The organism is Streptomyces sp. YIM 98790 (assembly GCF_011421595.1).
Classification (GTDB): Bacteria; Actinomycetota; Actinomycetes; order Streptomycetales; family Streptomycetaceae; genus Streptomyces.
This window is the reverse complement of record NZ_WTLH01000035.1, coordinates 1-23,533: the sequence shown is the minus strand read 5'-3', so window position 1 is coordinate 23,533 and position 23,533 is coordinate 1. Positions and strand designations below refer to the sequence as shown.

The following is a 23,533-nucleotide window of genomic DNA, read 5'->3' as shown; positions in this document are numbered from 1 at the left end:
ACCGGCCCGGGCCACCGGCCACGGATTCCGCCTCCGCTCAGGCGGTCAGTCCCAGGGCAAGGGAACCGGCTGCCGGTCCCAGATAGACCAGCGGGGCCGGGAGGTGCGCGTAGCGGCCCGCCCGGACGACGGTGACGGCCGCGCCGAGGTAGTACAGCACCAGGCCGGTACCGGCCGCGACGCCGAGGACGGGCACCCACAGCCCGGTCACCAGCCCGGCGGCTCCCGCCGCCTTGGCCACGCTCAGCCAGGGCCACCACGAACGCGGCACGCCGTAATCGTCCAGGTTCCGCACGACCCAGGACACCTCCAGAAAGCCCACGGCCGCGGAAAAGCAGGCCATGGCGGCGGCGATGATCGTGACGGCGACGTAGGAAGTGGACACCAGAGCGCTCCTCACCCGGATACGGGACCGGCCCTCGCCGGTCGCCTCTCCGACAGCCGGCCCGCCCCGGACGTGACACGGCGGCGGCGGTGCTCAGGCGGCGGCCCACAGCGCCAGGAACCGGCGACGGGGGCCAGATACGGCAGCGGGGCCGCGAGGTGCGGGTAGCAACGCGCCCGCAGCACGGTGAGGAAGGCGCCGGTGAAGTAGAGGAGGAGACCGGTCCCGGCGGCGGCGCCGAGGGGCGGCAGCCACAGCTTCGGCGCGGTGGCGAGCCGCACGTCCCGGGCCGGGAGGCCGCGTGGGCTGAGCGGCGTCCCGGGGGCGTCCCGGGGGCGTGGCGGGGGCGTGGCGACTAGGGTCGGACGGTATGGATGGCGTGAAAACGGACGAACTGCGGGCCGAGGTGCGGCTGGCGGCCGGGGTGCGGGAGGCCTTCCAGAGGTTCACCGAGGGGTTCCAGGGCTGGTGGCCACCGGAGTTCTCCTGGTCCGGGGCCAAGGGGCTGGACCGGATCGGCATCGAGCCGCGCACCGGCGGCGCGCTGTACGAGTACGGGCCCGGCGGGCTGCGCTGGGACTGGGGGCGGGTGCTGGTCTGGGAGCCGCCGCGCCGTGTGGTCTTCAGCTGGCAGATCGGACCGGACCGGGTGCCGGTGCCCCGCGCCGAGGAGGCCACCGAGGTCACGGCGGCCTTCGACCCGCACCCGGACGGCAGCGGCACCCTGGTCCGGGTGCGGCACCGGTACTGGGAGCGGCACGGCGCGGCCGGCACCGGCTACCGCGAGGCGTTCGCCCAGGTCTGGCCCACGGCGCTGGACCGCCTCAGGGCCACGCACGGCGGGTGAGGGAGAGCTGCGGGGGCGGGGCCCGGGGCGGCGGTGCGGGTGTCAGGTCAGGACGGGGGGTTCCGCGGGCCAGACCAGGGCGGAGTCCGGGACCGGGCGGCGCAGGCCGGTGAGGGAGCCGCGGGGCAGCACCCGGGCCTCGTCCAGCAGCGAGCCGAGCAGCCGGGCCACCTCGATGGCGCCGTGGGCCTGGAAGTGGGTGTCGTCCGTGATCCCGTCGGGGTAGTTGGGGTGCTCACCGGGTTCCAGCCACAGGAAGTATTCCTTGGTGGGCTCGGGCCCGAGCTTGTGCCACAGCTCCATCGAGGCGGCGTTGAGGCCGATCAGCGGGACGTTCTCCTCCCGGGCCAGGGCGGACATGGCCGCCGGGTAGTCGCCGAGCGAGGAGTAGGCGGTGCCGTCCGCCCGGAAGCGGCGCCGCTCCACCGGGGTGACCAGCACCGGGTGCGCCCCGCGCTGCCGCGCCCCGGCCAGATAGGTCCGCAGGTATGCCTGGTAGCCGTCGTAGGGTTCCACCCCGCGCGCCGGGTCGTACAGCTTCTGGTCGTTGTGCCCGAAGGAGATCAGCAGCCAGTCGCCCGGCTCGATGTCCCGCAGGATCGCGTCCAGCAGGCCGGCGTCTGCGAAGCTCTTGCTGCTGGCTCCGGACAGGGCCCGGTCGACGACCTCCACCTCCGGCGCGGTGAAGACGGGCAGCGCCTGGCCCCACCCGGCGCGGGGCGCCCGGGCCGACTCGTACACCGCGGCCGTGGAGTCGCCGGCGATGAAGATCCGGAACGGTTCGCCGCTGCCGGTCCGCCGGGCCCCGGGCCGGGGCGCGTCCTGCGGTGCCCAGTCGCCGAGGTGGCCGGCGACCGTGAGGTCCGCCGCGCCGGCGGCGTCGAGCTGCGGGCGCTCCGCCGGATCGGTGATCTCCGCGCCCGGGCCGATGTTGGCGTACTCGGCGAACCGCTGCTGCTGCCAGGGGTGCGCGTCCCGCATATGGGTGTACGGAACGGCGGCGTCGATGCCGGGGCCCATCCAGGTGTCGCGGACGGTCAGCATCGGCCAGGCGTCCGGCGCGGAACTGGGCACCCAGGGCCGGGCGAGCTTGTAGGAGCCGTCCGCCGCCGGACTGGTGATCCGGCAGCGGTGGGCGAGGAAGCCGCGCGGGTTGTGCCGGGCGGTGCTGGGCGCGAACACGAAGCCGGGCGGGGTGACGTCCGTGTCCCTGGCCAGGGTGCGGAATTCGCAGGAGTCGAAGACGGCCGTGGCCCGCCCGAAGACGAAGTCCACATCGCCCTCGATGTAGCAGTCCCGGTAGAACTGCCGGGCGATGAGCTCCGCGGACCTGCTGTCCGCGTACAGGGTGTCCTGGTGACCCAGGAACCGGCAGCGGTGGAAGGCGGAGCGGTCGCCCTGCGCCTTGAGGGCCACCGCCTGGGTGCCCCTGACGCCGGGGTGGTCGGCGCGCAGCCAGTCGTTGGCGAAGGTGAGGTCGCGGGCGGTGAAGCCGTCGGCCCGCACGGTGGTGGTGGCCGAGCCGGAGGTGCCGTAGGTGCCGGAGCCGTCCGGTCTGGGGGTGCCGGCGGCGTTGTCGTGGACGATGATCACGTCGCGCGGGTCGCCGGTGGCGCCGAGCAGGGTCAGACCGGTGCGGGCGGCGGGGATGAGGACGGTCTCGCGGTACCGGGCGGCGGCCAGCACCAGGGTCCAGCCCTCGCCCTCGGCGGCCGCGTCCACGGCGGCCTGCACGGTGGTGTGATCGCCCCGGCCGCGGGGATCGACGTACAGGGTGCGGTCGTCGCGGCGGTCCTCGGGGGAGCCGTACGGGCCGAACGGGCCGCCGTGGGGGCCCGCGGGGCGGGAGCGGGCCGCGGCGGGGGAGGCGGAGGCCAGGCGGGCCAGTCCCAGGGCGGCGACTGTTCCGGCCAGCAGCAGGCCACGGCGGGTGGGGGTGCCAACTCGGTGTCTCGGCAAGGCGAACGCTCCAGGCGACTCGGAAGGAAGAGGGAGGGAGGGCGACGGAGACGGCATGGGGACGGGGCGGAGGCGGGGCGGAGAGGTGCGAGGGGCGCCCAGCACCTTAACCTGCAAACGCTTGCATGGACAGGTGCAGGGAATGGGCGTGTTGAAACGGTGCAGTACCAGTAATGACTGCAAGCGCTTGCTCCGTGAGGATGCCGGGTGGCGACCGGGCCGCCCTGCGGCGCCGCGCGCCCGCGAAGCGGCCGCGCACCCGGTTCCGGCGCACTGCGCACTGTCAGTGGTCCCTGCCATCATCGCCACATGACCGGACTCACCACCGCGATCACGGATTTCTGGGATGCCGCCGCCCCGCGCTACGACGAGCGGCCGGATCACGGGCTGTCGGTTCCCGGTACCGGGCCGGCCTGGGCCGCCCTCGTGCGCCGCCTGCTGTCCGCCAGGCCCGCGCCGGAAGCGCCGGAAGCGCCGGATGCGCCGGATGCACCGGACGTGCAGCAGTCGCCGCAGGTGCTGGAGGTGCTGGACGCCGGCTGCGGCACGGGCACGATGTCGCTGCTGCTCGCCCAGGCCGGGCACCGCGTCACGGGGGTGGACATATCGCCCCGGATGATCGAGCAGGCCCGCGCCAAGCTGGCCGCCTCCGGTCTGGCCGCGGATTTCCTGGTGGGGGATGCCTCGGCACCCCCGGTCGGCGGGCGGCGGTTCGACGTGCTGCTCTGCCGCCACCTGCTGTGGACGCTGCCCGATCCGGCGGCGGCGCTGCGCGAGTGGGCCGCCCGGCTGCGGCCGGGCGGCCGGATGCTGTTCTTCGAGGGGCGCCGCTGGTCCGGCGAGGAGCGGCCGCCCGGGCCGTATGTGGCCGGGGCCGAGCGCCTGCCCTGGCCCGGCGGCATAGGCCCGGAGGAGCTGGCCGGGCTGGTCCGTCCGTTCGCCACCCTGCTGCACGCCGAGCCGCTGACCGACGAGGCGCTGTGGGGCGGCCCGGTCCCCGGCGAACGCCACGCCCTGGTCGCCGCCGTGCCGCTCTGACCGGCCCCGGCGCGGAGGCCCGGAGCGGGGGTGAGCGACGCCGGCCCCGGCAGGGGTCAGCGGCGCGGCTTGGTCTCGTAACGGGGGCCGAGATCCGGGCGGTCGGTGCCCTGGAGTTCGGTGGCCAGCCCGTGCACCACCACCAGGTCGTGCACCAGCAGGCGGACCTCTTCCAGCGGCAGCCCGGCCAGCCGGGCGATCTCCGGCAGGTACACGCCTTCGCCGCCGTGCTCCTCCTCCGCCGCGGACAGCGCCTGGAACACCCGCTCGTGGTCCGGCCCGTACTCCGGCGCGCCGCGGCCGACGAAGGTGTGCCCGCCGGCGGGCGCCGGCTTCGGTCCCCAGGTGGCCTCCTGCTCGGAGCCCTGCTTCCCCCGGTGGACCGAAGCGGTCTTCTCCTCATGGGTGAGGGCCGAGCGGTGCGTCACATGCGTCCGCTGCTTGGAGGCGCCCGTGGTCTCGCCGCGGGAGCTGGGGCGCTCCCCGGCCTTCTCGGCGGCGTGCGCCGCGGCCCGCCGCTGGTCCTCGTCGCCCTCCACCTTCTTGCGCACCATCGGAAAGCTCCCTTCCGCGCTTCCGCGGTCAGCGGTCGAGTTCCTCCTCGACCGGCGGCTTGGGCGCATCGCGCAGCTGCTTGGCCAGCCCTTGCTTGCCGCCCTTGCGCGCCTGCTCGGCGTGCTGCGCCGCGCTGTGGCCCAGATCGGTGTCCGGCTTCAGCCGCACCGACCGCACCACGTCCTCACGATTGCCGTAGTCCTCCGGCGGGATGCCGCGCAGTGCCTTGACCGCCTCCTGGGAGGCGCCCGACACCTTGGCGGCCCGGATCAGCTCGTCCTTGCCCGCCGGGAAGTCCACGTCCTTCACGGCCCTGCGGATGTCGTCGGCACCGGGGTCGCCCCGGTCGCCCCGGTCGCCCGGGCCCGCCATCTTCGCCATGTCCGCACCTCACCTCGCGGCCTGCTGCCGCGCGCCGCCGTTGGGCACATGCCCGGTGCTGCCGGCCAGCAGGACGTTGCACAGCTCGTCCGGCAGGGCCTCGCGCACCTTGGTCATCAGCCCGCCCTGGGTCGCCTCGCCGACCACCTCCATCACGCACCGCGCCTGGTAGACGGCGGCCGGCCCCTTGGCGCCGGAACGGCTGGCCACGCGGTCGAAGAACTCCTGGGTGGTCATCCGCATGCCCGTGTACGGCACGTCTGGTGCGGTTGCCACCCGCCGCATGTGCTCACCGATCTCGTGCGGGAGCTGGGCCGCGATGTTGTCCGCGAGCCCCGCGGGGATGCGTTCGCTGAGCGTCTCCAGGCTGGCCCTGGTGGCCCGCTCGGCGGCACCCCGGCTGTCCAGCCCGGCCTTGTTCTGCACCTCGCCGATGAACTGGTCGTGCTGCATGGTGAAGTCACCTCTTCCCGGTCGTCGGGAAATCGCCTCGGTACGGTTCGACACGGGCCCGGTGACCGTCGCCGGCCGCCGGGCCGGTAGGTCACGGGTGACCGCCGCCGCGTGCCCGAAACGGCCCCCGGCGCCGTACCTGCGCCGGTGCCTGCCCCGGGCACCCCCGCCCGGGGCCGCCCGGGGCTGCACGGGCCGCCGCCGTCCCGGCTAGCGCTGGTAGAGGGCCATCAGGTTGCCGCTGGCCAGCTGCGCCTTGTCCACCGCCTGGTGCACCTGCTGCGCGCTGGCCCTGGCGGGCAGCGGCACATGCCCGGGCAGCGCGTAGAGACGGAAGAAGTAGTGGTGCGCGTCGTCGCCCTTGGGCGGCCGCGGCCCGCCCCACCCCGGCTCACCGAAGTCGTTCTGGTGCGGGGTGCCGTGCTCCGGGGTGTGCCCGGTGCCGACGCCGTCGCTGTGCGGGTCGATGCCCGTGACCAGCCAGTGCAGGAACGGCCCGCCCGGCGCGTCCGGGTCTTCGCACAGCAGCACCAGTTCGGCGGCGTCGTCCGGCACCCCCGACCAGGTCAGCGGGGGTGAGACATCGTCGCCGTCCTTGGTGTAGCGACGCGGGATGATCGCCTGATCACTGAATGCTGAGCTCTTGAGTTCGATTCCGGCCATGAACGCCGGAGTACCCGCCCGTCCCCGCCTGATGCAGCCGGGACACCGGCCCGGCAGCCGTTCCCGGGCCCGCCCTCAGGTGCCGGCGGGTTCGTCGTCGAGCTGGTCCAGCTGCTGGTAGATCTTGCTCTTGAACATCTCCGGGTCGGGCACGTGCCGCAGCGTCATCTTGCCCTGCTCGGAGGCGGACTGGACGGTGAGCGTGCCGTACCGCATGATCCGCTCCCACAGATTGGCGGAGTACGCCACGTCGTTCACCCGGGCCAGCGGGATGGAGCGGCCCGCCTTGGTGAGGAAACCGGACCGCTTGTGCAGCCGCCGCGTGGTCAGCACGTACACCGTGGAGCGCCACTGGAGCATCGGGATCAGCCAGAGCCACAGCGCGGCCAGCACGCCGAGGCCCAGCACCACCCACAGGGCGGTGTCCGCCCAGTCCTCGTCCGGCAGGAACCAGGCGACCGCGCCGGTCACCGCCACGACCAGCAGCAGCAGGACGAACTCGCTGACCAGCGTGGTCCAGTGCTGCCGGGTGTAGTACACCAGCTCTTCGTCCTCGGCGAGGTACCGGTCGGCGATAGGCATGGCCGCATCCTGGCACAGCCGTGCTCCGGTACACCCCCAGGCGGGCGACTTGGTACCCGGTTGTTAAGCGCCACGCGGCGAGCCGGTCGGGAGGCCGTAAGCTCCAGACATGTCCACCGTCCGGCGCAAACCTCGTTCCTACCACCCCGACCGGGTCCGGGACGCGCTGCTCGCCCAGGTGGAGTTCCTGCGGCTGGCCGCCGGGGAGCTCACCGAGGAGCAGCTCGGAAAGCCCTCCGGGCTGCCCGGCTGGGACATCCGGGTGCTCCTGGCGCACCTCGCGGGGCAGATCGACTCCCTGCCGCAGCTGCTCGCCGAGCCGGCTCCGCGCGCGGCGCGCCCCACCGTCGGCCTGGACGCCTGGGCGCTGTCCACGGCCGAGGCGGCGGAGAAGATCGACGCCGCGTCGCGCGCCGACGCCGCCGCCCCGGGCGGGCCGACAGCCGCCATCGACGCCGCCGCGGAGGAGCTGGAGTCGGTCATCGACACGGGGGTGCGCGAGGACGTCCTGCTGCCCCACCCGGCCGGGGTGATGCGTGCCCTGGACTTCACCGTGAGCCGGATCGTCGAGCTGGTGGTGCACAGCGACGACCTGACCCGGGCCACCGGCCGTCCGGTCCGGCTGGACCGGATGGCGCTGGCCACCACCGTGCGGGTACTGGCGGACGCGCTGGCCGCCAAGGCGCCCGGCGCCTCCACGGAGGTCCGGATTCCGCCGTTCGCCGCCGTGCAGTGCATCGCCGGACCGCGCCACACCCGGGGCACCCCGCCGAATGTGGTGGAGACCGATCCGATCACCTGGATGCGGCTGGCCACCGGACGCACCAGCTGGCGGCTGGCCACCGCCACCGGCCGGCTGAAGGCGAGCGGCGAGCGCGCCGCCGGCCTGGAGCAGCACCTTCCCGTGCTCTCCTGATCCCGGCTCCCGGCCCCCGGCCCCGGGCCCGCCCCCGGCCGCCCCGCTCCGCCCGTCGGCGCCCAGGGGCGCCCGGACCTGCGTGTTGCGGTGCGCCCCGGTGCGTGTGCGGGGCGCGTACGCGGGCGCGAATGCCCGGGCGGTGAGCCCAGGGTCACAGCCCCTCCGCCTTCCCCGGTCCGGAACCTGCCCTAGACTCGGTGATGTGCCACGTGGTGACGGTCGACTCAGTCACGATCTCAACCCCGGTGAAAAGGGACCGCGAGACGCCTGTGGCGTCTTCGGTGTCTGGGCCCCGGGCGAGGAGGTCTCCAAGCTCACCTACTTCGGGCTCTACGCGCTCCAGCACCGGGGACAGGAGTCCGCGGGCATCGCGGTGAGCAACGGCTCCAAGATCCTGGTCTTCAAGGACATGGGCCTGGTCTCCCAGGTCTTCGACGAGACCTCGCTGAGTTCCCTCCAGGGACACATCGCGGTGGGCCACGCCCGCTACTCCACCACCGGCGCCTCGGTCTGGGAGAACGCCCAGCCCACCTTCCGCGCCACCGGCCACGGCTCCATCGCCCTCGGCCACAACGGCAACCTGGTCAACGCCGCCGAGCTGGCCTCCATGGTCGCCGACCTGCCCGGCTCCCGCGGCCCCCGGCACCGGGTCGCCGCCACCAACGACACCGACCTGGTCACCGCGCTGCTGGCCGGCCAGACCGGCGAGGACGGCACCCCGCTCACCGTGGAACAGGCCGCCGCCCGGGTCCTGCCCAAGGTGCGCGGCGCGTTCAGCTTCGTCTTCATGGACGAGCAGACCCTCTACGCCGCCCGCGATCCGCAGGGCTTCCGCCCGCTGGTGCTGGGCCGGCTGGAGCGCGGCTGGGTGGTCGCCTCCGAGACGGCCGCCCTCGACATCGTCGGCGCCTCCTTCATCCGCGAGGTCGAGCCGGGCGAGCTGATCGCCATCGACGAGAGCGGCCTGCGCAGCTCCCGTTTCGCGGAAGCAAAGCACCGCGGCTGCGTCTTCGAGTACGTCTACCTGGCCCGCCCCGACACCACCATCGCCGGGCGGAACGTCTATCTCTCCCGCGTCGAGATGGGCCGCCGGCTGGCCCGGGAGGCCCCGGCCGAGGCCGATCTGGTGATAGCCACCCCCGAGTCGGGCACCCCGGCCGCCATCGGCTACGCCGAGGCCAGCGGCATTCCCTACGGCTCCGGCCTGGTCAAGAACTCCTACGTGGGCCGCACCTTCATCCAGCCCAGCCAGACCATCCGCCAGCTCGGCATCCGCCTCAAGCTCAACCCGCTGCGCGAGGTGATCCGCGGCAAGCGCCTGGTGGTGGTGGACGACTCCATCGTGCGCGGCAACACCCAGCGGGCCCTGGTCCGCATGCTGCGCGAGGCCGGAGCCGCCGAGGTGCACGTGCGGATCAGCTCCCCGCCGATCAAGTGGCCCTGCTTCTTCGGCATAGACTTCGCCACCCGTGCCGAGCTGATCGCCAACGGCCTGTCGGTCGAGGAGATCGGCACCTCGCTGGGCGCCGACACCCTCGCCTACATCTCCCTGGAAGGCATGGTGGAGGCCACCACCATCGCCAAGCCCAATCTCTGCCGGGCCTGCTTCGACGGGCAGTATCCGGTCGAGCTGCCCGATCCGCAGCTGCTCGGCAAGGATGTGCTGGAGAGCGGCGAAGGCACCGGCAAGGGAGCCGGTGTGGGAACCGGTGCGGTCAGCGATGTGGACGGCGTGGCCACGCTGCTCTCCGGCCCGGGGGCGGCGGACGCGCTGCGCCGCCCGTGACCGGCCCGGTCCGTCCCGCCCGCGCCGTGCCCGCCCCGCCCGGACCGTGGCGCCGGCCCTTCCGCACCGTTTCCGTTCCCGCCGTTCCCGCCGTTCCGACGAACCGCCCGTCCCGCGGGCGGGCCGACCGAGCCGACCACAGGAAAGACCGCGATGAGTGACAATGCCGCCCTCCAGGCCGCGCCCGCCGCGGCCGGTGCCTCCTACGCCGCCGCGGGCGTGGACATCGAGGCCGGGGACACGGCCGTCGAGCTGATGAAGAAGTGGGTCGCCAAGGCCCGGCGCCCGGAGAGCGTGGGCGGCCTCGGCGGCTTCGCCGGCCTGTTCGACGCCTCCGCGCTGCGCCGCTACACCCGCCCGCTGCTCGCCTCGGCCACCGACGGGGTCGGCACCAAGGTCGCGATCGCCCAGCGGATGGACGTGCACGACACCATCGGCCGGGACCTGGTCGCCATGGTTGCCGACGACCTGGTGGTGTGCGGCGCGGAGCCGCTGTTCATGACCGACTACATCTGCGTCGGCAAGGTGCACCCGGAGCGGGTGGCGGCCCTCGTCAAGGGCATCGCCGAGGGGTGTGTGCTGGCCGGCTGCGCCCTGACCGGCGGAGAGACCGCGGAGCACCCCGGCCTGCTCGGCCCGGACGAGTACGACGTGGCAGGCGCCGCCACCGGAGTGGTCGAGGCGGACCGGCTGCTCGGTGCCGAGCGGGTGCGCGCCGGGGACGTGGTCATCGGCATGGCCTCCTCCGGCCTGCACTCCAACGGCTACTCCCTGGTCCGGCACGTGGTGTTCGACCGGATGGGCTGGAGTCTGGACCGGCGGGTGCCGGAGCTGGGCCGCACCCTGGGCGAGGAGCTGCTGGAGCCGACCCGGATCTACTCCCTGGACTGCCTGGCGCTGACCCGCACCACCGAGGTGCACGCCTTCGCGCACATCACCGGCGGCGGGCTGGCCGCCAACCTGGCCCGGGTGATGCCGGAGGGCCTGACCGCCCGGCTGGACCGGTCGAGCTGGACCCCGCCGCCGGTCTTCTCCCTGGTCGGCGAGGCCGGGCAGGTGGCCCGGCCGGAGCTGGAGAGGACCTTGAACATGGGGGTCGGCATGGTGGCGGTGGTGCCCGAGAACGCGGTGGACGTGGCCCTGACCACGCTGGCGGACCGGGGAGTGGCGGCCTGGGTGCTGGGCGCCGTGTCCGAGCGGGAGAGCGGTGGTGACGGCGGTGCGGCGGTCACTCTGCACGGCGACCACCCGGCGTCGTCCTGAGCGGGCCGGCCGGCCGATGGCCGTCCGGTGCGGCGCGGGCAGCAGAGAAACCGGTCCGGCGGTGAACCGGACCGGTTTCCCACGGGCCCCACGGGACCCGTCTGTATGCTCAGTCCACTACGGCGGTCGGTGCCACACCGGCCGGCCGCTGCGCCGTGCCGCTGGTCGGGCGGCCCGCGCCGGGAACGGGCCGGACGTCAGCGGCGCCGCCGCGCCGACGGCCCGGACGGCGGACCGTCCTCGTCGTCCTCGTCCTCGACGTTGTATTTCGAGGCGTACTGTGCGTACGGGTCGTCTTCCAGCTCGTCATCCGGCTCGTCGAACCGGTCAGCGTCCTCGAACTGATCGCCGTTCGCCGACTGGCTCGCCGCACCCAGCTCGCGGGCCAGTTGCGAAAGATCCGTCCGGCCGCTGTTGTACTTCAGCTGGCGGGCGACCTTGGTCTGCTTGGCCTTGGCCCGGCCGCGCCCCATTGGCTCGACCCCCTCGACGTCGGGGCGCACCGGCCCCAGAGTGTTGGCATGCGTTCATCGGTGGGTGCAGGCTCGGGGAGAGCCCACCACCGAGCTTCAACCGTACCTGCTTCCCAAAGCCTACGGTACGCCGTCCGCAGGACACAGGTGGCGATCAAGCTGCTCGGTGACCCTTTCCTTGCTGGTCAGCGGCGATTTTAACGTCTTTCGGGTGCCGACCCGCCCAATGGACGTGACATGTCTTACGCGCCTTCCGGCAGGTCAACGCCGCGCCGGGCGGCTGCCGCGAAGGCCGGCCCGCCGCCTCCCCGGAGACGGGCCGGCACCGGTTGCGCACCCGGCGCGGAAGGGCGCGGACACGCCCGGCGCTCAGCGCCGCGCCGCCGCCATCCGCTGCTCGGCGATCCGGTCCGCCGCGACCGCGGGCGGCACTCCCTCGCTCGCCGCGCGCTCGAAGATCTCCACCGTGGTGTCGAAGATGTGCCGGGCCTTTGCCTTCGCACGTGCGAAGTCGAAGCCGTGCAGCTCGTCGGCCACCTGGATCACGCCGCCGGAGTTCACCACATAGTCCGGGGCGTAGAGGATGCCGCGGTCGGCGAGGTCCTTCTCGATGCCCGGGTGGTCGAGCTGGTTGTTGGCCGCGCCGCACACCACGCCCGCGGTGAGCACCGGCACGGTCCGGTCGTTGAGCGCCCCGCCGAGGGCGCACGGAGCGTAGATGTCCAGGCCCTCGGTGCGGATCAGCTCCTCGGTGTCCGCAACTGCCGTCACCTGCGGGAACGCCTCCCGTACCCGGTCCACGGCGGCCTGCCGCACATCGGTGATCACGACCTCGGAGCCGTGTTCGATCAGGTGCTCCACCAGGATGTGGCCCACCTTGCCGACGCCGGCGATGCCGACCTTCCGGCCGGCCAGGTCGTCGCTGCCCCAGCGGTGCAGCGCGGCGGCGCGCATGCCCTGGAAGACGCCGAAGGCGGTGAGCACCGAGGAGTCCCCGGCGCCGCCCTGCTCGGGGGAGCGGCCGGTGGTCCAGCGGTTGGTGCGGGCCACCACGTCCATGTCCCGCACATAGGTGCCCACATCGCAGGCGGTGACATAGCGCCCGCCGAGCGAGGCCACGAACCGGCCGTAGGCGAGCAGCAGCTCCTCGGTCTTGTCGGTCTCCGGATCGCCGATGATCACGGCCTTGCCGCCGCCGTGTTCCAGTCCGGCCATGGCGTTCTTGTAACTCATGCCGCGCGAGAGGTTGAGCGCGTCGCGCAGCGCGGCCTCCTCCGGGCGGCCGGTGCCGGGATAGGCGTGGAAGCGGGTGCCGCCCAGGGCGGGGCCGAGTGCCGTGGAGTGGATGGCGATGATCGCCCTCAGACCGGTGGGCCGGTCCTGGCAGAGCACGACCTGTTCGTGGCCGCCCTGGTCGGAGCGGAAAAGCATGTCGAGCACGTCGACCTCGCCCGTGGCCTCTGCGGACGGGCTGTCGGCGCTGACAGCGGGACGTACGTCAGTCACGGTGGTGACTCCTGTATGTCGAGGCGGGTGCCCTCTGCGGGTGGGAGGGCCGGTAGCACGACTCTAAGGCTGCCCCGCGGGGGCGAGGTGCATTACGCAGGTCACAGTCCGCCGGACCCGGCCGCGGGCGCCCGCAGGGCGCCGGTCACCACCCGGTCCCCCCGGTCACGCATGCTGCCGACGGCCGCTCGGCCGCCGCTCGATTCCCCTCCGCCGTCCGCGCCGCCCCGCGCCTGCCCCCGTCCCTGCCCGCCCGCCGTACGGGAACGCCGGTGCCGGTGCGCGCGCCCCTCCGTCACCGGGGCGCGCGATGCGGACGCTACCACCCCGGACCGGGCTCCGGCGGTCCGGCCCGCACGGGTGCGCTTGATCACCCGGCGGGGGAGGATGGTTGATGAACGCAGCGGCCGGGCAGAGAGCGGTCCACGGAGCGATCCGGGAGGGTTTGGGTGGCACAGGTGCCGTACGCGTCCTATCTGCGGGTCTACGAGCCCCTTGCGGCCTTCCCCGAGCCCGAGCGCTCGCACTGGGCGTCGTACGCCCGCCGCGGCCGGTTCCCGGACGCGCAGGAGGAGACCCGGCGGGCGCTGGCCGGACTGGCCGCCACCCCGCCGCTGGCCGCACCCGAACGGGAGAGCCCGGAAGCCTTTGTGCTGTCGGTGCACGGCGTGCTGTGCGTGTGTCCCTGGCGGACCCGGCTGCGCGCCTGGCAGGCGCTGGGGGAGGCCGGGCACTGGATGATGCCGGACAGCGTGCTGGACGCGGCGCTGCCGCGGCCGGTGCGGGAGCGGGCGCTGGCCGAGTACGAGCGGTGGCGGGAGAACAATCCGGACGCCCGGCCGTGGATCCGGTCCGCGCTGTGGCACGTCCCGGTCCGCTGGTTCGTCCTCTTCGCGGACGCCGAACGGCAGTACCGCAAACCCGGGGAGCCGCCCGCCCCGGAGGAGCCGGAGGAGCCGGCGCCCCGGGCCGGGCCGGAGCGTCCGCTGCTGCGCTACCGCACGCCCATGGTGCAGGCGCGGCGGCGGCTGGCACGGGGGCTGCGCACGGTGCGCCGGGAGCTGCCGCAGGGGCCGCTGTCCGAGGCGCTGGTGGAGATCGGCAAGTGGCTTGAGGAATTCCACCCGCGTTCACTGGTCGAACTGGACTACGGAGGTCTGGTGCATACCATTCCCCCTGAGGATCTGGCCGCGGACCACTCGGCCGAGGAGGCGGCCGCCGCGCTGGCGGCCCTCGCCGAGGGCGACATGGAGCGCGCGAACCAGATCTACGAGGAGCTCACCGACCGCTGGCTCTCCGTACGGGAACGCCAGTTCGCAAGCTGAGGACCGAAGTCGGTGCGCACAAGGGGCTAAAGTCCCTCACTCGGGACTTAGGCCCCGAGTCGGGCCAAAGCCTCAAGAGTGATGGATGGCACTCACAGGGAGTCTTGCCCTCAAGTGCCCCCCTCATGTCAAAATAGGACAAGGAGCTCGGGGGCAGCTCCTTCTGTCCGCCAAAGGGGGGACAGATCGGCATTGCTTCTCCTTGGCGGCCTTCATGACATCTTGTCGCAGAGTGACGGATTGTCACGGGCGGATGACTGTCCGTTATGAGCCGGTCCATCCGGCAACCACCGAGGTTGAACACCTGAGAGGGCAATTCCATCGGTTTGGCCGGGCCGGCTGGACGGATGGTGTAGTTGTAGTGCCGAGGACAAGCCGTTCGTCCTATAACCGACTCGACCCGCGCCTACCATTTCGGGCAACGCGGGTGAAGGTGCAAAATTTAAGAGGAAAGAACCGTGATGGTTCGGTTCTCTCGAGGAGGCCGCTCATGACCGCTCGCACCCCTGATGCCGAGCCGCTGCTGACCCCGGCTGAGGTTGCCACCATGTTCCGCGTCGACCCGAAGACGGTGACACGCTGGGCAAAGGCGGGCAAGCTCACCTCAATCCGCACGCTCGGTGGGCACCGCCGCTACCGCGAAGCGGAGGTGCGCGCACTGCTCGCGGGCATCCCGCAGCAGCGCGGCGAGGCCTGAGCACGACCGCGCGACCCGCAACACCGCAAGACCGCACGTTCCAGGCCCCGGAGCCCCCACTCCGGCCCGCTTGGCCCTTGGACCGCACTGGACTCCGCCGGGTCCGGTGCGGTCCTTCTCTGTGCGCCTCCAGGGCCCGTGACGGCCCCGCTACGGCATGGTGACGCCCGGCGGGCGGTCCCCGGCGGCGTTCCGGTCCCCGGCGGGGCCCCGTCACGGGCGGTGTTGCCGGGGTGTCCGGGTGCTGCGGGGACGGTGTGGCCGGCCGGTGCCGACCGTTCGCCGACCGCTCGTCGACCGCTCGCAGATGGGTGCGTACCCTGTTCAGTTGGTGCAATTGCACATATTAAATTGGCGCCGGAAACTCACTGTGGGAACGAGCCCACCGCAGAGGGAAGTTTCGTGACTCCCGTCACAGCATAGACCCCTTGCCCGGGTAATGTGCCTGGGGTAAAAGCGCTTACTGCCGCCGTCCCGGAGGTCCTCGCACGCCACGTGGCCCGCAGCCGTCACAACGCGCGGGTGTGCGCCGGAGCATCGGGCGGAGTGCCGTCAACTCTTGAAGACACCGTGTGCTGCTTCCCGCCGGACCGTGCGCTCCCGTGCACCCCCGGCACTCCAGGCGCCGCCGTCGAGAGTCCGCCACGCCCCGGAGGAGACCCGAAGAGACCCGGAGAGACGGACCCCCGTGCGCAGCGAGACGGGCCCGGCCTTGGCGGCCGGGCCCGTATCCGTCTGCTGGTGTCGAACGTGTCTCCTGACGATCCGACTGAGGCGGTCCTGACGGGATTTGAACCCGCGGCCTCCACCTTGACAGGGTGGCGAGCACTCCAAACTGCTCCACAGGACCTCGCCGCAGCTCACTGCGTGCGTGGTGACTCTACCCCAGGCCGGGCCGGCTAGGCGAATCCGTTCCCTGTGACCCGGGCGACCCCGTCCGGCCGGCCCCCCNTTTGAACCCGCGGCCTCCACCTTGACAGGGTGGCGAGCACTCCAAACTGCTCCACAGGACCTCGCCGCAGCTCACTGCGTGCGTGGTGACTCTACCCCAGGCCGGGCCGGCTAGGCGAATCCGTTCCCTGTGACCCGGGCGACCCCGTCCGGCCGGCCCCCCGCACCCCCCCGCACCCCGCACCCCCCGCCCCCCGCGGGTCCCGCGGTCACGGTGCCGCGGCGTCCACCGCCTTGACGATGCGCTTGTCCGAGACCGGATACGCCGTGCCCAGCGCGTGCGCGAAGTAGCTGACCCGCAGCTCCTCGATCATCCAGCGGATCTCCCGGACCTCCCGGGGCAGCGGCCGCCCCGCCGGGAACTGCTCCACCAGCCAGGCGTACTCGTCCTGCATCTCCCGGACCTTGGCCATCCGCGCCCGGTCCCGCTCCGCGTGATGCGGAAGCTGCTGGAGCCGGCGGTCCGCGGCGCGCAGATAGCGCAGCAGGTCCGGCAGCCGGCCGGCCCCGTGCTCGGTCACGAACCCGGGGCGCACCAGCGCGTCCAGCTGCTCCCGGACGTCCTGCACGGAGTCCCGCAGCACCGGGCTGGTGGTGGCCTTCAGCCGCCGCTCGCAGGACTGCCAGGCCAGCAGCACGTCGCGCACCCCGCGCACGACCGACAGGGTGGTGTCGGCGATCTCCGCCCGCACCGCGTCGAACAGCTTGCGGTGGCCCGGCTCGTCCCAGGCCGGACCGCCGTGCGCGGCGATCAGCCGGTCCGCGGCGGCCGTGGTGCAGTCCTCCAGCAGGGCCTGGACGCCGCCGTGCGGGGAGCCGGCCAGCGCCAGTTTGGCCGGGTTGTCGAGCTGCCGGGCGACGAACTTCGCGGGATCGGCCGGGAGCTGGAGCAGGATCAGCCGGCGGGTGCCGCGCCACATGGCCTGTTCCTGCTCCTGCTCGGAGTCGTGCAGCCGGACGGCGACCGAGGAGCCCTCGTCCACCAGCGCCGGATAGCCCTTGACCGGCTGGCCGGCCCGCCGGGTCTCGAAGACCCGGGGGAGGGTGCCGAGGGTCCAGGCGGTCAGGCCGCCGCGTTCCGGGGTGCCGGCTCCGCTGCTCTCGAAGGCCTTGCTGAGCGCCGCGCGGGCCTTGGGCCGGAAGCGCCGGCGCAGCGTCTCCAGGTCCTTGTCCTCGGACTCCCCGGGCAGCCTGCGGTGCCGGTCGTCCACCACCCGGAAGGTGACGCGCAGATGGCCCGGCACCTTGCCGAGGTCGAAGTCCTGCTCGTCCACCTGCACACCGGCCGTGCGGGTCAGCTCCTGCGCCAGCACCCGGGTCAGCGGCTCGGCCCGGCGCTCCTCGCCGACCCGCTCCAGGAAGCGGCGGGCCACGTCCGGGGCGGGCACGCAGTGGCGGCGGACCGGCTTGGGCAGCGAGCGGATCAGCTCGGTGACCAGCTGCTCGCGCAGGCCCGGGATCTGCCAGTCGAAGCCCTCCCCGGTCACCTGGTTGAGGACCTGGAGCGGGACGTGCACGGTGACGCCGTCCGCGTCGGCGCCCGGTTCGAACTGGTAGGTGACGCGCAGGGCCAGCCGTCCCTGGCGCCACAGATCGGGGTAGTCGTGCTGGGTGATGTCCTGCGCCCGCTCGTTGATGAGCATGGACTTCTCGAAATTGAGCAGGTCAGGATCGTCTTTGCGCTTCTTCTTCCACCATGAGTCGAAGTGCGCGCCGGAGACCACGTGCTCCGGAATCCTGCGGTCGTAGAAGGCGTACAGGGTCTCGTCGTCCACCAGGATGTCGCGCCGCCGGGCGCGGTGCTCCAGTTCCTCGACCTCCGCCAGCAGCTTGCGGTTGTCGTGGAAGAACTGATGGTGCGTGCGCCAGTCGCCCTCCACCAGCGCATGCCGGATGAAGAGATCACGGCTGGTCTCCGGGTCGATCCGGCCGTAGTTCACCTTGCGCTGGGCCACGATCGGCACCCCGTAGAGCGTCACCCGCTCATAGGCCATCACCGCGGCCTGCTTCTGCTCCCAGTGCGGCTCGCTGTAGGTGCGCTTCACCAGATGCCCGGCCAGCGGCTCGATCCAGTCCGGCTCGATCCGGGCGTTGACCCGGGCCCACAGCCGCGAGGTCTCCACCAGCTCGCCCGACATCACCCAGCGCGGCGGCTTCTTGAACAGCACCGAGCCGGGGAAGACGGCGAACTTCGCCCCGCGCGCGCCCAGATACTCGTGCTTGTCCGGCTCCTTCAGCCCCACGTGCGACAGCAGCCCGGCCAGCAGCGAACGGTGGACCAGCTCCGGCGCCACCGGCGCGTCCCCCGGCTCGCCCAGGTGGAAGCCCAGCTGCCGCACCACCGTGCGCAGCTGGGCGTAGATGTCCTGCCACTCCCGTATCCGCAGATAGTTCAGGAACTCGCTGCGGCACATCCGCCGGAATGCCGAGGAGGACAGCTCCTTCTGCCGCCGCCGGATGTACTCCCACATCTCCAGGAAGGCCAGGAAGTCCGAATCCTCGGCCGGACCCTCGCGGAAGCGGCGGTGCTTGGCGTCCGCCTGCTGCTGCTGATCGGCCGGCCGCTCCCGCGGATCCTGGATCGACAGCGCCGAGACGATCACCAGCACCTCGCGCAGACAGCCGTTCTCCGCCGCCGCCAGCACCATCCGGGCCAGCCGCGGGTCCACCGGAAGCTGCGCGAGCTGCCGCCCGGTCGCCGTGAGGCGGCGCCGGGCGTCCTTCCCCCCGGCCTGAAGCGCGTGCAGCTCCTCCAGCAGCTGCACACCCGCCTTGATCGAGCGGTGGTCCGGCGGATCGACGAACGGGAACTTCTCGATGTCCCCCAGCCCGGCCGCCGCCATCTGCAGGATCACCGAGGCCAGATTGGTGCGCAGGATCTCCGGATCGGTGAACTCCGGCCGGGAGAGGAAGTCCTCCTCCGAGTACAGCCGGATGCAGACGCCGTCGCTGGTCCGTCCGCAGCGCCCCTTGCGCTGGTTGGCGCTGGCCTGCGAAACCGGCTCGATCGGCAGCCGCTGCACCTTGGTCCGGTGGCTGTAGCGGGAGATCCGCGCCTGCCCCGGGTCGATCACGTACTTGATGCCCGGCACGGTCAGCGAGGTCTCCGCCACGTTCGTCGCCAGCACGATCCGCCGCCCGCGGTGCTGCTGGAAGACCCGCTGCTGCTCGCCGTGGCTCAGCCGGGCGTAGAGCGGCAGCACCTCGGTCGGCAGCACCGCGTCGGCGAACTTCTTGTTCAGCGCCTCGGCGGTGTCCCGGATCTCCCGCTCGCCGGAGAGGAAGACCAGCACATCGCCCGGCCCCTCGGCGAACAGCTCGTCCACCGCCTCCGCGATCGCCGTGACCTGGTCCCGCACGGACCCGTCGCCGCCGTCCCCGTCCCCCTCGGCGCCGTCCCCGGCGTCCTCCGCCAGCGGCCGGTAGCGCACCTCCACCGGATACGTCCGGCCCGACACCTCGACGATCGGCGCCTCGATGCCGTCCCGGTCCCGGAAATGGCGGGCGAAACGCTCCGGATCGATGGTGGCCGAGGTGATGATCACCTTCAGATCCGGGCGGCGCGGCAGCAGCTGGGCCAGATAGCCCAGCAGGAAGTCGATGTTCAGGCTCCGCTCGTGCGCCTCGTCGATGATGATCGTGTCGTACTGCCGCAGCTCCCGGTCGTGCTGGATCTCGGCCAGCAGAATGCCGTCCGTCATCAGCTTGACCAGCGTGTCCTGCCCCACCTGATCGGTGAAGCGGACCTTGAAGCCCACCGCCTGGCCCAGCGGGGTGCCCAGCTCGTCCGCCACCCGCTGCGCCACCGTGCGGGCCGCGATCCGGCGCGGCTGGGTGTGCCCGATCAGCCCGCGCACCCCGCGGCCCAGCTCCAGGCAGATCTTGGGCAGCTGGGTGGTCTTGCCCGAGCCCGTCTCCCCGGCCACGATCACCACCTGGTGATCACGGATCGCCGCCAGGATCTCGTCCCGCTTCTGGCTGACCGGCAGCTCCTCCGGATAGCCGATCTCGGGCACGGCGGCGCGCCGCAGCGCCACGCGCGCCTCCGCCTCCTCGATCGCCGCGGCGATCTCGGCCAGCACGGCGCGACGGGCCTCCGGCTTGCGGATCTTCCGGGCACCCTCCAGCCGCCGGCCGAGCCGCCGCTCGTCCTGCGGCATCAGCGCGGCCAGCCGCTCCGCCAGCCCGCTCAGGGCCGGGACGGCAGGGTCGGACCGGGTCGTTTCCGGGGTGGGATGCGTGGACATACGCCCTCCACAATCTCACCTCCGCCCCCGTGCCAGCGAACGGATTCCGCCCCGTGCCGCACGCCCCGCCGACCGGCAGCCCCCGCCGGCCCGCCGCACCCCCGCGCCGCCCGGCGCCGGAGCGGACCGCACGCGGCAGCACAAAAGCCCCGGCAGACGATCGCTGCCGGGGCTTTTGTGCTGGTGAAGCCGGTGAAGGAAGGTGGCTGGGGCCGGGGTCGAACCGGCGACCTTCCGCTTTTCAGGCGGACGCTCGTACCAACTGAGCTACCCAGCCGGAGCGGTCCTGACGGGATTTGAACCCGCGGCCTCCACCTTGACAGGGTGGCGAGCACTCCAAACTGCTCCACAGGACCAAAGATACTGCAGTGCCCCCAACGGGATTCGAACCCGTGCTACCGCCTTGAAAGGGCGGCGTCCTAGGCCACTAGACGATGAGGGCTGGTGGCCCGCCTGGGCGCTTTCGGCGCCGTCGGGGACAGCAAGAGCATAGGCGAAACNGAGCACTCCAAACTGCTCCACAGGACCAAAGATACTGCAGTGCCCCCAACGGGATTCGAACCCGTGCTACCGCCTTGAAAGGGCGGCGTCCTAGGCCACTAGACGATGAGGGCTGGTGGCCCGCCTGGGCGCTTTCGGCGCCGTCGGGGACAGCAAGAGCATAGGCGAAACTCCGACCGATCGCCAAAACGTTCCCGGCCCCGGCGGCCCGGCGAGCCCGCCGGTGGAGCACAATGGCCGTGTGCTGGAGATGAGCCGAGAGGAGTTCGAGGATCTGGTCGGGCAGGCCCTGGACCGGATTCCTCCCGAGCTGACGCGGCTGATGGACAACGTCGCGGTGTTCGTCGAGGACGAGCCGCCTCCCGAGGACCCGGAGCTGCTCGGCCTTTACGAGGGCACCCCGCTCACCGAGCGCGGCGAGTGGTACGCGGGCGCCCTGCCGGACCGCATCTCCGTCTACATGGGCCCCACGCTGCGGATGGTCGAGCGCGAGGGCGGCGACCGGGAGCTGGTGCGGGACGAGATCGAGATAACGGTCGTGCACGAGATCGCCCACCACTTCGGCATCGACGACGAACGGCTCCACCACCTCGGATACGCCTGAGGCGCCCGTGTTTCCGGTTTCCGAGGGCCTGAGCTGCCTGAGAGGCCCGGGCTTCCCGAGGGCCTGAGGCGCCTGATGCGGCAGATGCGCCTGATCCGCCGGGTCCCGGGCGCGCCCGTCCCGGCCGCCCCGTGCCCGTTCCGGCCGTGTCCTCCGAACGGGTAGGGGAGTTGGGAAGGGCGAAGCCCGCAGCCGTCCCCCCGGAGGTCCCCTCCCGTGCGCCGCGCCCCCCGCCTTTCGCCCGCCGCCTTCCTGCCGGCCGCCCTGCTGCTCACCGGCTGTATGCACGTCCATCCCGAACGCCCGGCCGACCGGCCCGCCGAGGCCGGCTACGCCTCCGAGGAGCCGGCCCCGGAAACCACCCCGGACAGCGGCGAGCCCTGGTCCGGCCGGCCCGAGCGGCAGCAGACCGGCGGGCCGTCCGGAGAGGGCGACGACCGGGAGGTCACCGTCCGCACCCCCGGCCAGGGCGGCCCGCAGCCCGGACAGGACCCGGAACCGGCCGCAGGCGCCGGCACCGACGACCGGGCCCCGGCCGACGGCGGCCGGGACGGCACGGGGCAGCAGGAGCAGCCCTCCGGCGATTCCGCCTCCCCCGGTCCGCAGCCCACCCGGGACGGCACCGAGCCCTCGCCCGACCCCGGCCGTCCCTCGCCCTCCGCGGGCCCCGGCCCGGAGGAGCCGTCCCCCTCCCCGACCGGCTCCGCTCCGGGGGGCGACCCCGAGCCCGACCCGGGCTCGTCCCCCGAGCCGGAGCCGGAGCCCGACTCCAGCCCGGACCCCGGCGACGGCGGGGTGTGACGTACGCCCGTTTGCGCGCGGCACGCGATCCTGCGTAAGCTCGGAGGCTGTTTGCATCCCAGCCCGGCGCGCCTTGATCTCGCGCCGTGTGGCGCGTTCCTTGGCTCTTCCGTAGCGACCGCGGACAGGCGGTTCATGTGACCTGCGGAGTTTTCGGGCGCGTGCCAAAGACTCCGGAAGGTTTGTTTCTGCATGTCTGCACCCACCCATGACCTGGACCAGGACCTCGTCGGCCTGGTGGCACCCGGCGACGACGAGCCCACCACCACCTTCGCCGATCTCGGCCTGCCCACCGCCGTGGTGCGCAAGCTGGCGGAGAACGGCGTCACCGTGCCGTTCCCGATCCAGGCCGCGGCCATCCCGGACGCCCTCGGCGGCCTGGACGTGCTCGGCCGCGGCCGGACCGGCTCCGGCAAGACCCTCACCTTCGGCCTGCCCCTGCTGGCCCGGCTGGCCGGCCGCTCCACCGCCCGCAAGCGCCCCCGCGGCGTCATCCTCACCCCGACCCGCGAGCTGGCCATGCAGGTCTCCGACGCGCTCCAGCCCTACGGCGACGTGCTCGGCCTGCGGCTGAAGGTGGTCTGCGGCGGCACCTCCATGGCCAACCAGATCAGCGCCCTGGAGCGCGGCGTGGACATCCTGGTCGCCACCCCTGGCCGGCTCCGCGACCTCATCGGCCGCCACGCGTGCAGCCTCGACGACGTCGAGATCGCCGTGCTGGACGAGGCCGACCAGATGGCCGACCTCGGCTTCCTGCCCGAGGTGACCGAGCTGCTGGACCAGCTTCCGGCCGAGGGCCAGCGGATGCTCTTCTCCGCCACCCTGGAGGCGGAGATCGACACCCTGGTCAAGCGCTACCTGAGCGACCCGGTGAGCCACGAGGTGGACGCCGCCAAGGGCGCGGTCACCACCATGACCCACCACGTGCTGGTGGTGAAGCCGCGCGACAAGGCCCCGGTCACCACGGCGATCGCCGCCCGCAAGGGCCGCACCATCGTCTTCGTCCGCACCCAGCTCGGCGCCGACCGGGTCGCCGAGCAGCTCCGCGAGGCGGGCGTGCGGGCCGACGCGCTGCACGGCGGCATGACCCAGGGCGCCCGCACCCGGACCCTGGCCGATTTCAAGGACGGCAAGATCCACGCCCTGGTCGCGACCGACGTGGCCGCCCGAGGCATCCACGTGGACGGCATCGACCTGGTGCTCAACGTCGACCCGGCCGGCGACCACAAGGACTACCTGCACCGCTCCGGGCGCACCGCGCGGGCCGGCCAGTCCGGCACGGTCGTCTCGCTCGCCCTGCCGCACCAGCGCCGCACTGTCTTCCGCCTGATGGAGGACGCCGGCGTCTACGCCTCCCGGCACATCCTGGGCCGCGGCGGGCTGTTCGACGACGAGCTGGCCCGGATCACCGGCGCCCGCTCGCTGACCGAGCTCCAGGCCGACTCGCTGGCGCAGGCCGCCCGGCACGCCGACCGCGAGGTGGCCCGGCTGACCCGCGAGCTGGAGCGTGCGCAGGCGCGCGCGTCCGAGCTGCGGGCCGAGGCGGACCGGCTGACCGGCCGGGCGGCCGAGGAGCGCGGCGAGGACCCGGCCGAGG

The 23,533-nt window shown here is 72.9% G+C and carries 21 protein-coding genes, 5 tRNA genes and 1 pseudogene; 10 read left to right on the top strand and 17 right to left on the bottom strand.

The window, feature by feature from the left end; genetic code table 11:
• Positions 1 to 37 precede the first annotated feature (37 nt).
• Both GQS09_RS09030 and GQS09_RS30920 read right to left on the bottom strand, forming a co-directional pair.
• Entirely contained in the window at positions 38 to 385 is a 348-nt protein-coding gene (locus GQS09_RS09030; protein ID WP_165985478.1) for a DoxX family protein, read from the bottom strand.
• A gap of 11 nt (positions 386 to 396) precedes the next feature.
• Entirely contained in the window at positions 397 to 666 is a 270-nt protein-coding gene (locus tag GQS09_RS30920) for a DoxX family protein (RefSeq protein WP_399552457.1), read from the bottom strand.
• Between the two features lie 89 nt (positions 667 to 755).
• Between GQS09_RS30920 and GQS09_RS09025 the strand changes: the two genes are divergently transcribed.
• Positions 756 to 1,232, top strand: a complete 477-nt coding sequence (locus GQS09_RS09025; protein WP_165985477.1) for an SRPBCC domain-containing protein — start codon at positions 756 to 758, stop codon at positions 1,230 to 1,232.
• A gap of 42 nt (positions 1,233 to 1,274) precedes the next feature.
• On the opposite strand, the gene GQS09_RS29255 is transcribed toward GQS09_RS09025, so the two are convergent.
• Both GQS09_RS29255 and GQS09_RS29250 read right to left on the bottom strand, forming a co-directional pair.
• Positions 1,275 to 1,997 carry a rhamnogalacturonan acetylesterase gene (locus tag GQS09_RS29255; protein WP_313896063.1) on the bottom strand — a complete coding sequence of 241 codons (723 nt, stop codon included), beginning with the start codon at positions 1,995 to 1,997 and terminating at the stop codon, positions 1,275 to 1,277.
• 57 nt (positions 1,998 to 2,054) lie between these two features.
• A pseudogene (locus GQS09_RS29250) lies at positions 2,055 to 3,248 on the bottom strand (pectinesterase family protein); the annotation flags it as partial.
• Positions 3,249 to 3,500: 252 nt separating this feature from the next.
• Between GQS09_RS29250 and GQS09_RS09015 the strand changes: the two are divergent.
• Complete coding sequence (locus GQS09_RS09015) at positions 3,501 to 4,229, top strand: class I SAM-dependent methyltransferase (RefSeq protein WP_165985476.1); 729 nt, start codon at positions 3,501 to 3,503, stop codon at positions 4,227 to 4,229.
• 56 nt (positions 4,230 to 4,285) lie between these two features.
• On the opposite strand, the gene GQS09_RS09010 is transcribed toward GQS09_RS09015, so the two are convergent.
• The 5 genes from GQS09_RS09010 to GQS09_RS08990 form a co-directional block, all read right to left on the bottom strand.
• Complete coding sequence (locus tag GQS09_RS09010) at positions 4,286 to 4,783, bottom strand: hypothetical protein (protein WP_165985475.1); 498 nt, start codon at positions 4,781 to 4,783, stop codon at positions 4,286 to 4,288.
• Positions 4,784 to 4,811: 28 nt separating this feature from the next.
• Positions 4,812 to 5,165, bottom strand: coding sequence for a DUF2795 domain-containing protein (locus GQS09_RS09005; RefSeq protein WP_399552456.1), 354 nt, complete (start codon positions 5,163 to 5,165; stop codon positions 4,812 to 4,814).
• 9 nt (positions 5,166 to 5,174) lie between these two features.
• Positions 5,175 to 5,618 carry a DUF2267 domain-containing protein gene (locus tag GQS09_RS09000; RefSeq protein WP_165985474.1) on the bottom strand — a complete coding sequence of 148 codons (444 nt, stop codon included), beginning with the start codon at positions 5,616 to 5,618 and terminating at the stop codon, positions 5,175 to 5,177.
• A gap of 210 nt (positions 5,619 to 5,828) precedes the next feature.
• Entirely contained in the window at positions 5,829 to 6,281 is a 453-nt protein-coding gene (locus tag GQS09_RS08995) for a YbhB/YbcL family Raf kinase inhibitor-like protein (protein ID WP_165985473.1), read from the bottom strand.
• Positions 6,282 to 6,356: 75 nt separating this feature from the next.
• Entirely contained in the window at positions 6,357 to 6,863 is a 507-nt protein-coding gene (locus GQS09_RS08990) for a PH domain-containing protein (RefSeq protein ID WP_165985472.1), read from the bottom strand.
• Between the two features lie 109 nt (positions 6,864 to 6,972).
• On the opposite strand from GQS09_RS08990, the gene GQS09_RS08985 reads away from it, so the two are divergent.
• The 3 genes from GQS09_RS08985 to purM all read left to right on the top strand — a co-directional run bounded on the left by GQS09_RS08985 (position 6,973) and on the right by purM (position 10,831).
• Entirely contained in the window at positions 6,973 to 7,779 is an 807-nt protein-coding gene (locus GQS09_RS08985; RefSeq protein WP_165985471.1) for a maleylpyruvate isomerase family mycothiol-dependent enzyme, read from the top strand.
• 205 nt (positions 7,780 to 7,984) lie between these two features.
• The gene (purF, locus tag GQS09_RS08980; RefSeq protein ID WP_165985470.1) at positions 7,985 to 9,568 is read left to right on the top strand and encodes an amidophosphoribosyltransferase; all 1,584 of its coding nucleotides are present in this window, start codon (positions 7,985 to 7,987) and stop codon (positions 9,566 to 9,568) included.
• Between the two features lie 153 nt (positions 9,569 to 9,721).
• Positions 9,722 to 10,831 carry a phosphoribosylformylglycinamidine cyclo-ligase gene (gene purM / locus GQS09_RS08975; RefSeq protein WP_165985469.1) on the top strand — a complete coding sequence of 370 codons (1,110 nt, stop codon included), beginning with the start codon at positions 9,722 to 9,724 and terminating at the stop codon, positions 10,829 to 10,831.
• A 197-nt stretch (positions 10,832 to 11,028) separates the two neighbouring features.
• Here the strand turns inward: purM and GQS09_RS08970 are convergent, their stop codons facing one another.
• Both GQS09_RS08970 and GQS09_RS08965 read right to left on the bottom strand, forming a co-directional pair.
• Positions 11,029 to 11,334, bottom strand: a complete 306-nt coding sequence (locus GQS09_RS08970) for a DUF3073 domain-containing protein (RefSeq protein WP_313896061.1) — start codon at positions 11,332 to 11,334, stop codon at positions 11,029 to 11,031.
• Between the two features lie 339 nt (positions 11,335 to 11,673).
• Positions 11,674 to 12,810, bottom strand: a complete 1,137-nt coding sequence (locus GQS09_RS08965) for a Leu/Phe/Val dehydrogenase (protein WP_399552455.1) — start codon at positions 12,808 to 12,810, stop codon at positions 11,674 to 11,676.
• A gap of 449 nt (positions 12,811 to 13,259) precedes the next feature.
• Here GQS09_RS08965 and GQS09_RS08960 point away from each other — a divergent pair, with 449 nt between their 5' ends.
• Both GQS09_RS08960 and bldC read left to right on the top strand, forming a co-directional pair.
• Positions 13,260 to 14,135, top strand: a complete 876-nt coding sequence (locus tag GQS09_RS08960) for a hypothetical protein (protein WP_165985468.1) — start codon at positions 13,260 to 13,262, stop codon at positions 14,133 to 14,135.
• A gap of 490 nt (positions 14,136 to 14,625) precedes the next feature.
• Positions 14,626 to 14,832: a developmental transcriptional regulator BldC gene (gene bldC, locus GQS09_RS08955; protein ID WP_019431930.1), complete on the top strand. Its 207-nt coding sequence runs from the start codon at positions 14,626 to 14,628 to the stop codon at positions 14,830 to 14,832.
• 775 nt (positions 14,833 to 15,607) lie between these two features.
• On the opposite strand, the gene GQS09_RS08950 is transcribed toward bldC, so the two are convergent.
• The 6 genes from GQS09_RS08950 to GQS09_RS08925 form a co-directional block, all read right to left on the bottom strand.
• Positions 15,608 to 15,682 (bottom strand) — tRNA-Asp (locus GQS09_RS08950).
• Between the two features lie 310 nt (positions 15,683 to 15,992).
• The gene (gene hrpA / locus GQS09_RS08945; protein ID WP_165985467.1) at positions 15,993 to 20,030 is read right to left on the bottom strand and encodes an ATP-dependent RNA helicase HrpA; all 4,038 of its coding nucleotides are present in this window, start codon (positions 20,028 to 20,030) and stop codon (positions 15,993 to 15,995) included.
• Between the two features lie 203 nt (positions 20,031 to 20,233).
• Positions 20,234 to 20,307 (bottom strand) — tRNA-Phe (locus tag GQS09_RS08940).
• A 4-nt stretch (positions 20,308 to 20,311) separates the two neighbouring features.
• A tRNA-Asp gene (locus GQS09_RS08935) sits at positions 20,312 to 20,386 on the bottom strand.
• 13 nt (positions 20,387 to 20,399) lie between these two features.
• A tRNA-Glu gene (locus GQS09_RS08930) sits at positions 20,400 to 20,472 on the bottom strand.
• Positions 20,473 to 20,571: 99 nt separating this feature from the next.
• Positions 20,572 to 20,644 (bottom strand) — tRNA-Glu (locus GQS09_RS08925).
• Positions 20,645 to 20,781: 137 nt separating this feature from the next.
• On the opposite strand from GQS09_RS08925, the gene GQS09_RS08920 reads away from it, so the two are divergent.
• The 3 genes from GQS09_RS08920 to GQS09_RS08910 all read left to right on the top strand — a co-directional run.
• On the top strand, positions 20,782 to 21,135 hold the full coding sequence (locus GQS09_RS08920) for a metallopeptidase family protein (protein WP_165985490.1): 354 nt from the start codon (positions 20,782 to 20,784) through the stop codon (positions 21,133 to 21,135).
• 216 nt (positions 21,136 to 21,351) lie between these two features.
• Entirely contained in the window at positions 21,352 to 21,936 is a 585-nt protein-coding gene (locus tag GQS09_RS08915) for a hypothetical protein (protein ID WP_165985466.1), read from the top strand.
• A 192-nt stretch (positions 21,937 to 22,128) separates the two neighbouring features.
• Positions 22,129 to 23,533: DEAD/DEAH box helicase (locus tag GQS09_RS08910; protein WP_165985465.1), on the top strand; the 1,405-nt coding region annotated here is incomplete at its 3' end.

What these genes read in the sequence shown, in the direction of transcription:
- GQS09_RS09025 (WP_165985477.1), top strand. Translation starts at nt 756, where the DNA reads ATGGATGGCGTGAAAACGGACGAACTGCGGGCCGAGGTGCGGCTGGCG.
- GQS09_RS09015 (WP_165985476.1), top strand. Translation starts at nt 3,501, where the DNA reads ATGACCGGACTCACCACCGCGATCACGGATTTCTGGGATGCCGCCGCC.
- GQS09_RS09010 (WP_165985475.1), bottom strand. Translation starts at nt 4,783, where the DNA reads ATGGTGCGCAAGAAGGTGGAGGGCGACGAGGACCAGCGGCGGGCCGCG.
- GQS09_RS09005 (WP_399552456.1), bottom strand. Translation starts at nt 5,165, where the DNA reads ATGGCGAAGATGGCGGGCCCGGGCGACCGGGGCGACCGGGGCGACCCC.
- GQS09_RS09000 (WP_165985474.1), bottom strand. Translation starts at nt 5,618, where the DNA reads ATGCAGCACGACCAGTTCATCGGCGAGGTGCAGAACAAGGCCGGGCTG.
- GQS09_RS08995 (WP_165985473.1), bottom strand. Translation starts at nt 6,281, where the DNA reads ATGGCCGGAATCGAACTCAAGAGCTCAGCATTCAGTGATCAGGCGATC.
- GQS09_RS08990 (WP_165985472.1), bottom strand. Translation starts at nt 6,863, where the DNA reads ATGCCTATCGCCGACCGGTACCTCGCCGAGGACGAAGAGCTGGTGTAC.
- GQS09_RS08985 (WP_165985471.1), top strand. Translation starts at nt 6,973, where the DNA reads ATGTCCACCGTCCGGCGCAAACCTCGTTCCTACCACCCCGACCGGGTC.
- purM (WP_165985469.1), top strand. Translation starts at nt 9,722, where the DNA reads ATGAGTGACAATGCCGCCCTCCAGGCCGCGCCCGCCGCGGCCGGTGCC.
- bldC (WP_019431930.1), top strand. Translation starts at nt 14,626, where the DNA reads ATGACCGCTCGCACCCCTGATGCCGAGCCGCTGCTGACCCCGGCTGAG.
- hrpA (WP_165985467.1), bottom strand. Translation starts at nt 20,030, where the DNA reads ATGTCCACGCATCCCACCCCGGAAACGACCCGGTCCGACCCTGCCGTC.
- GQS09_RS08920 (WP_165985490.1), top strand. Translation starts at nt 20,782, where the DNA reads ATGAGCCGAGAGGAGTTCGAGGATCTGGTCGGGCAGGCCCTGGACCGG.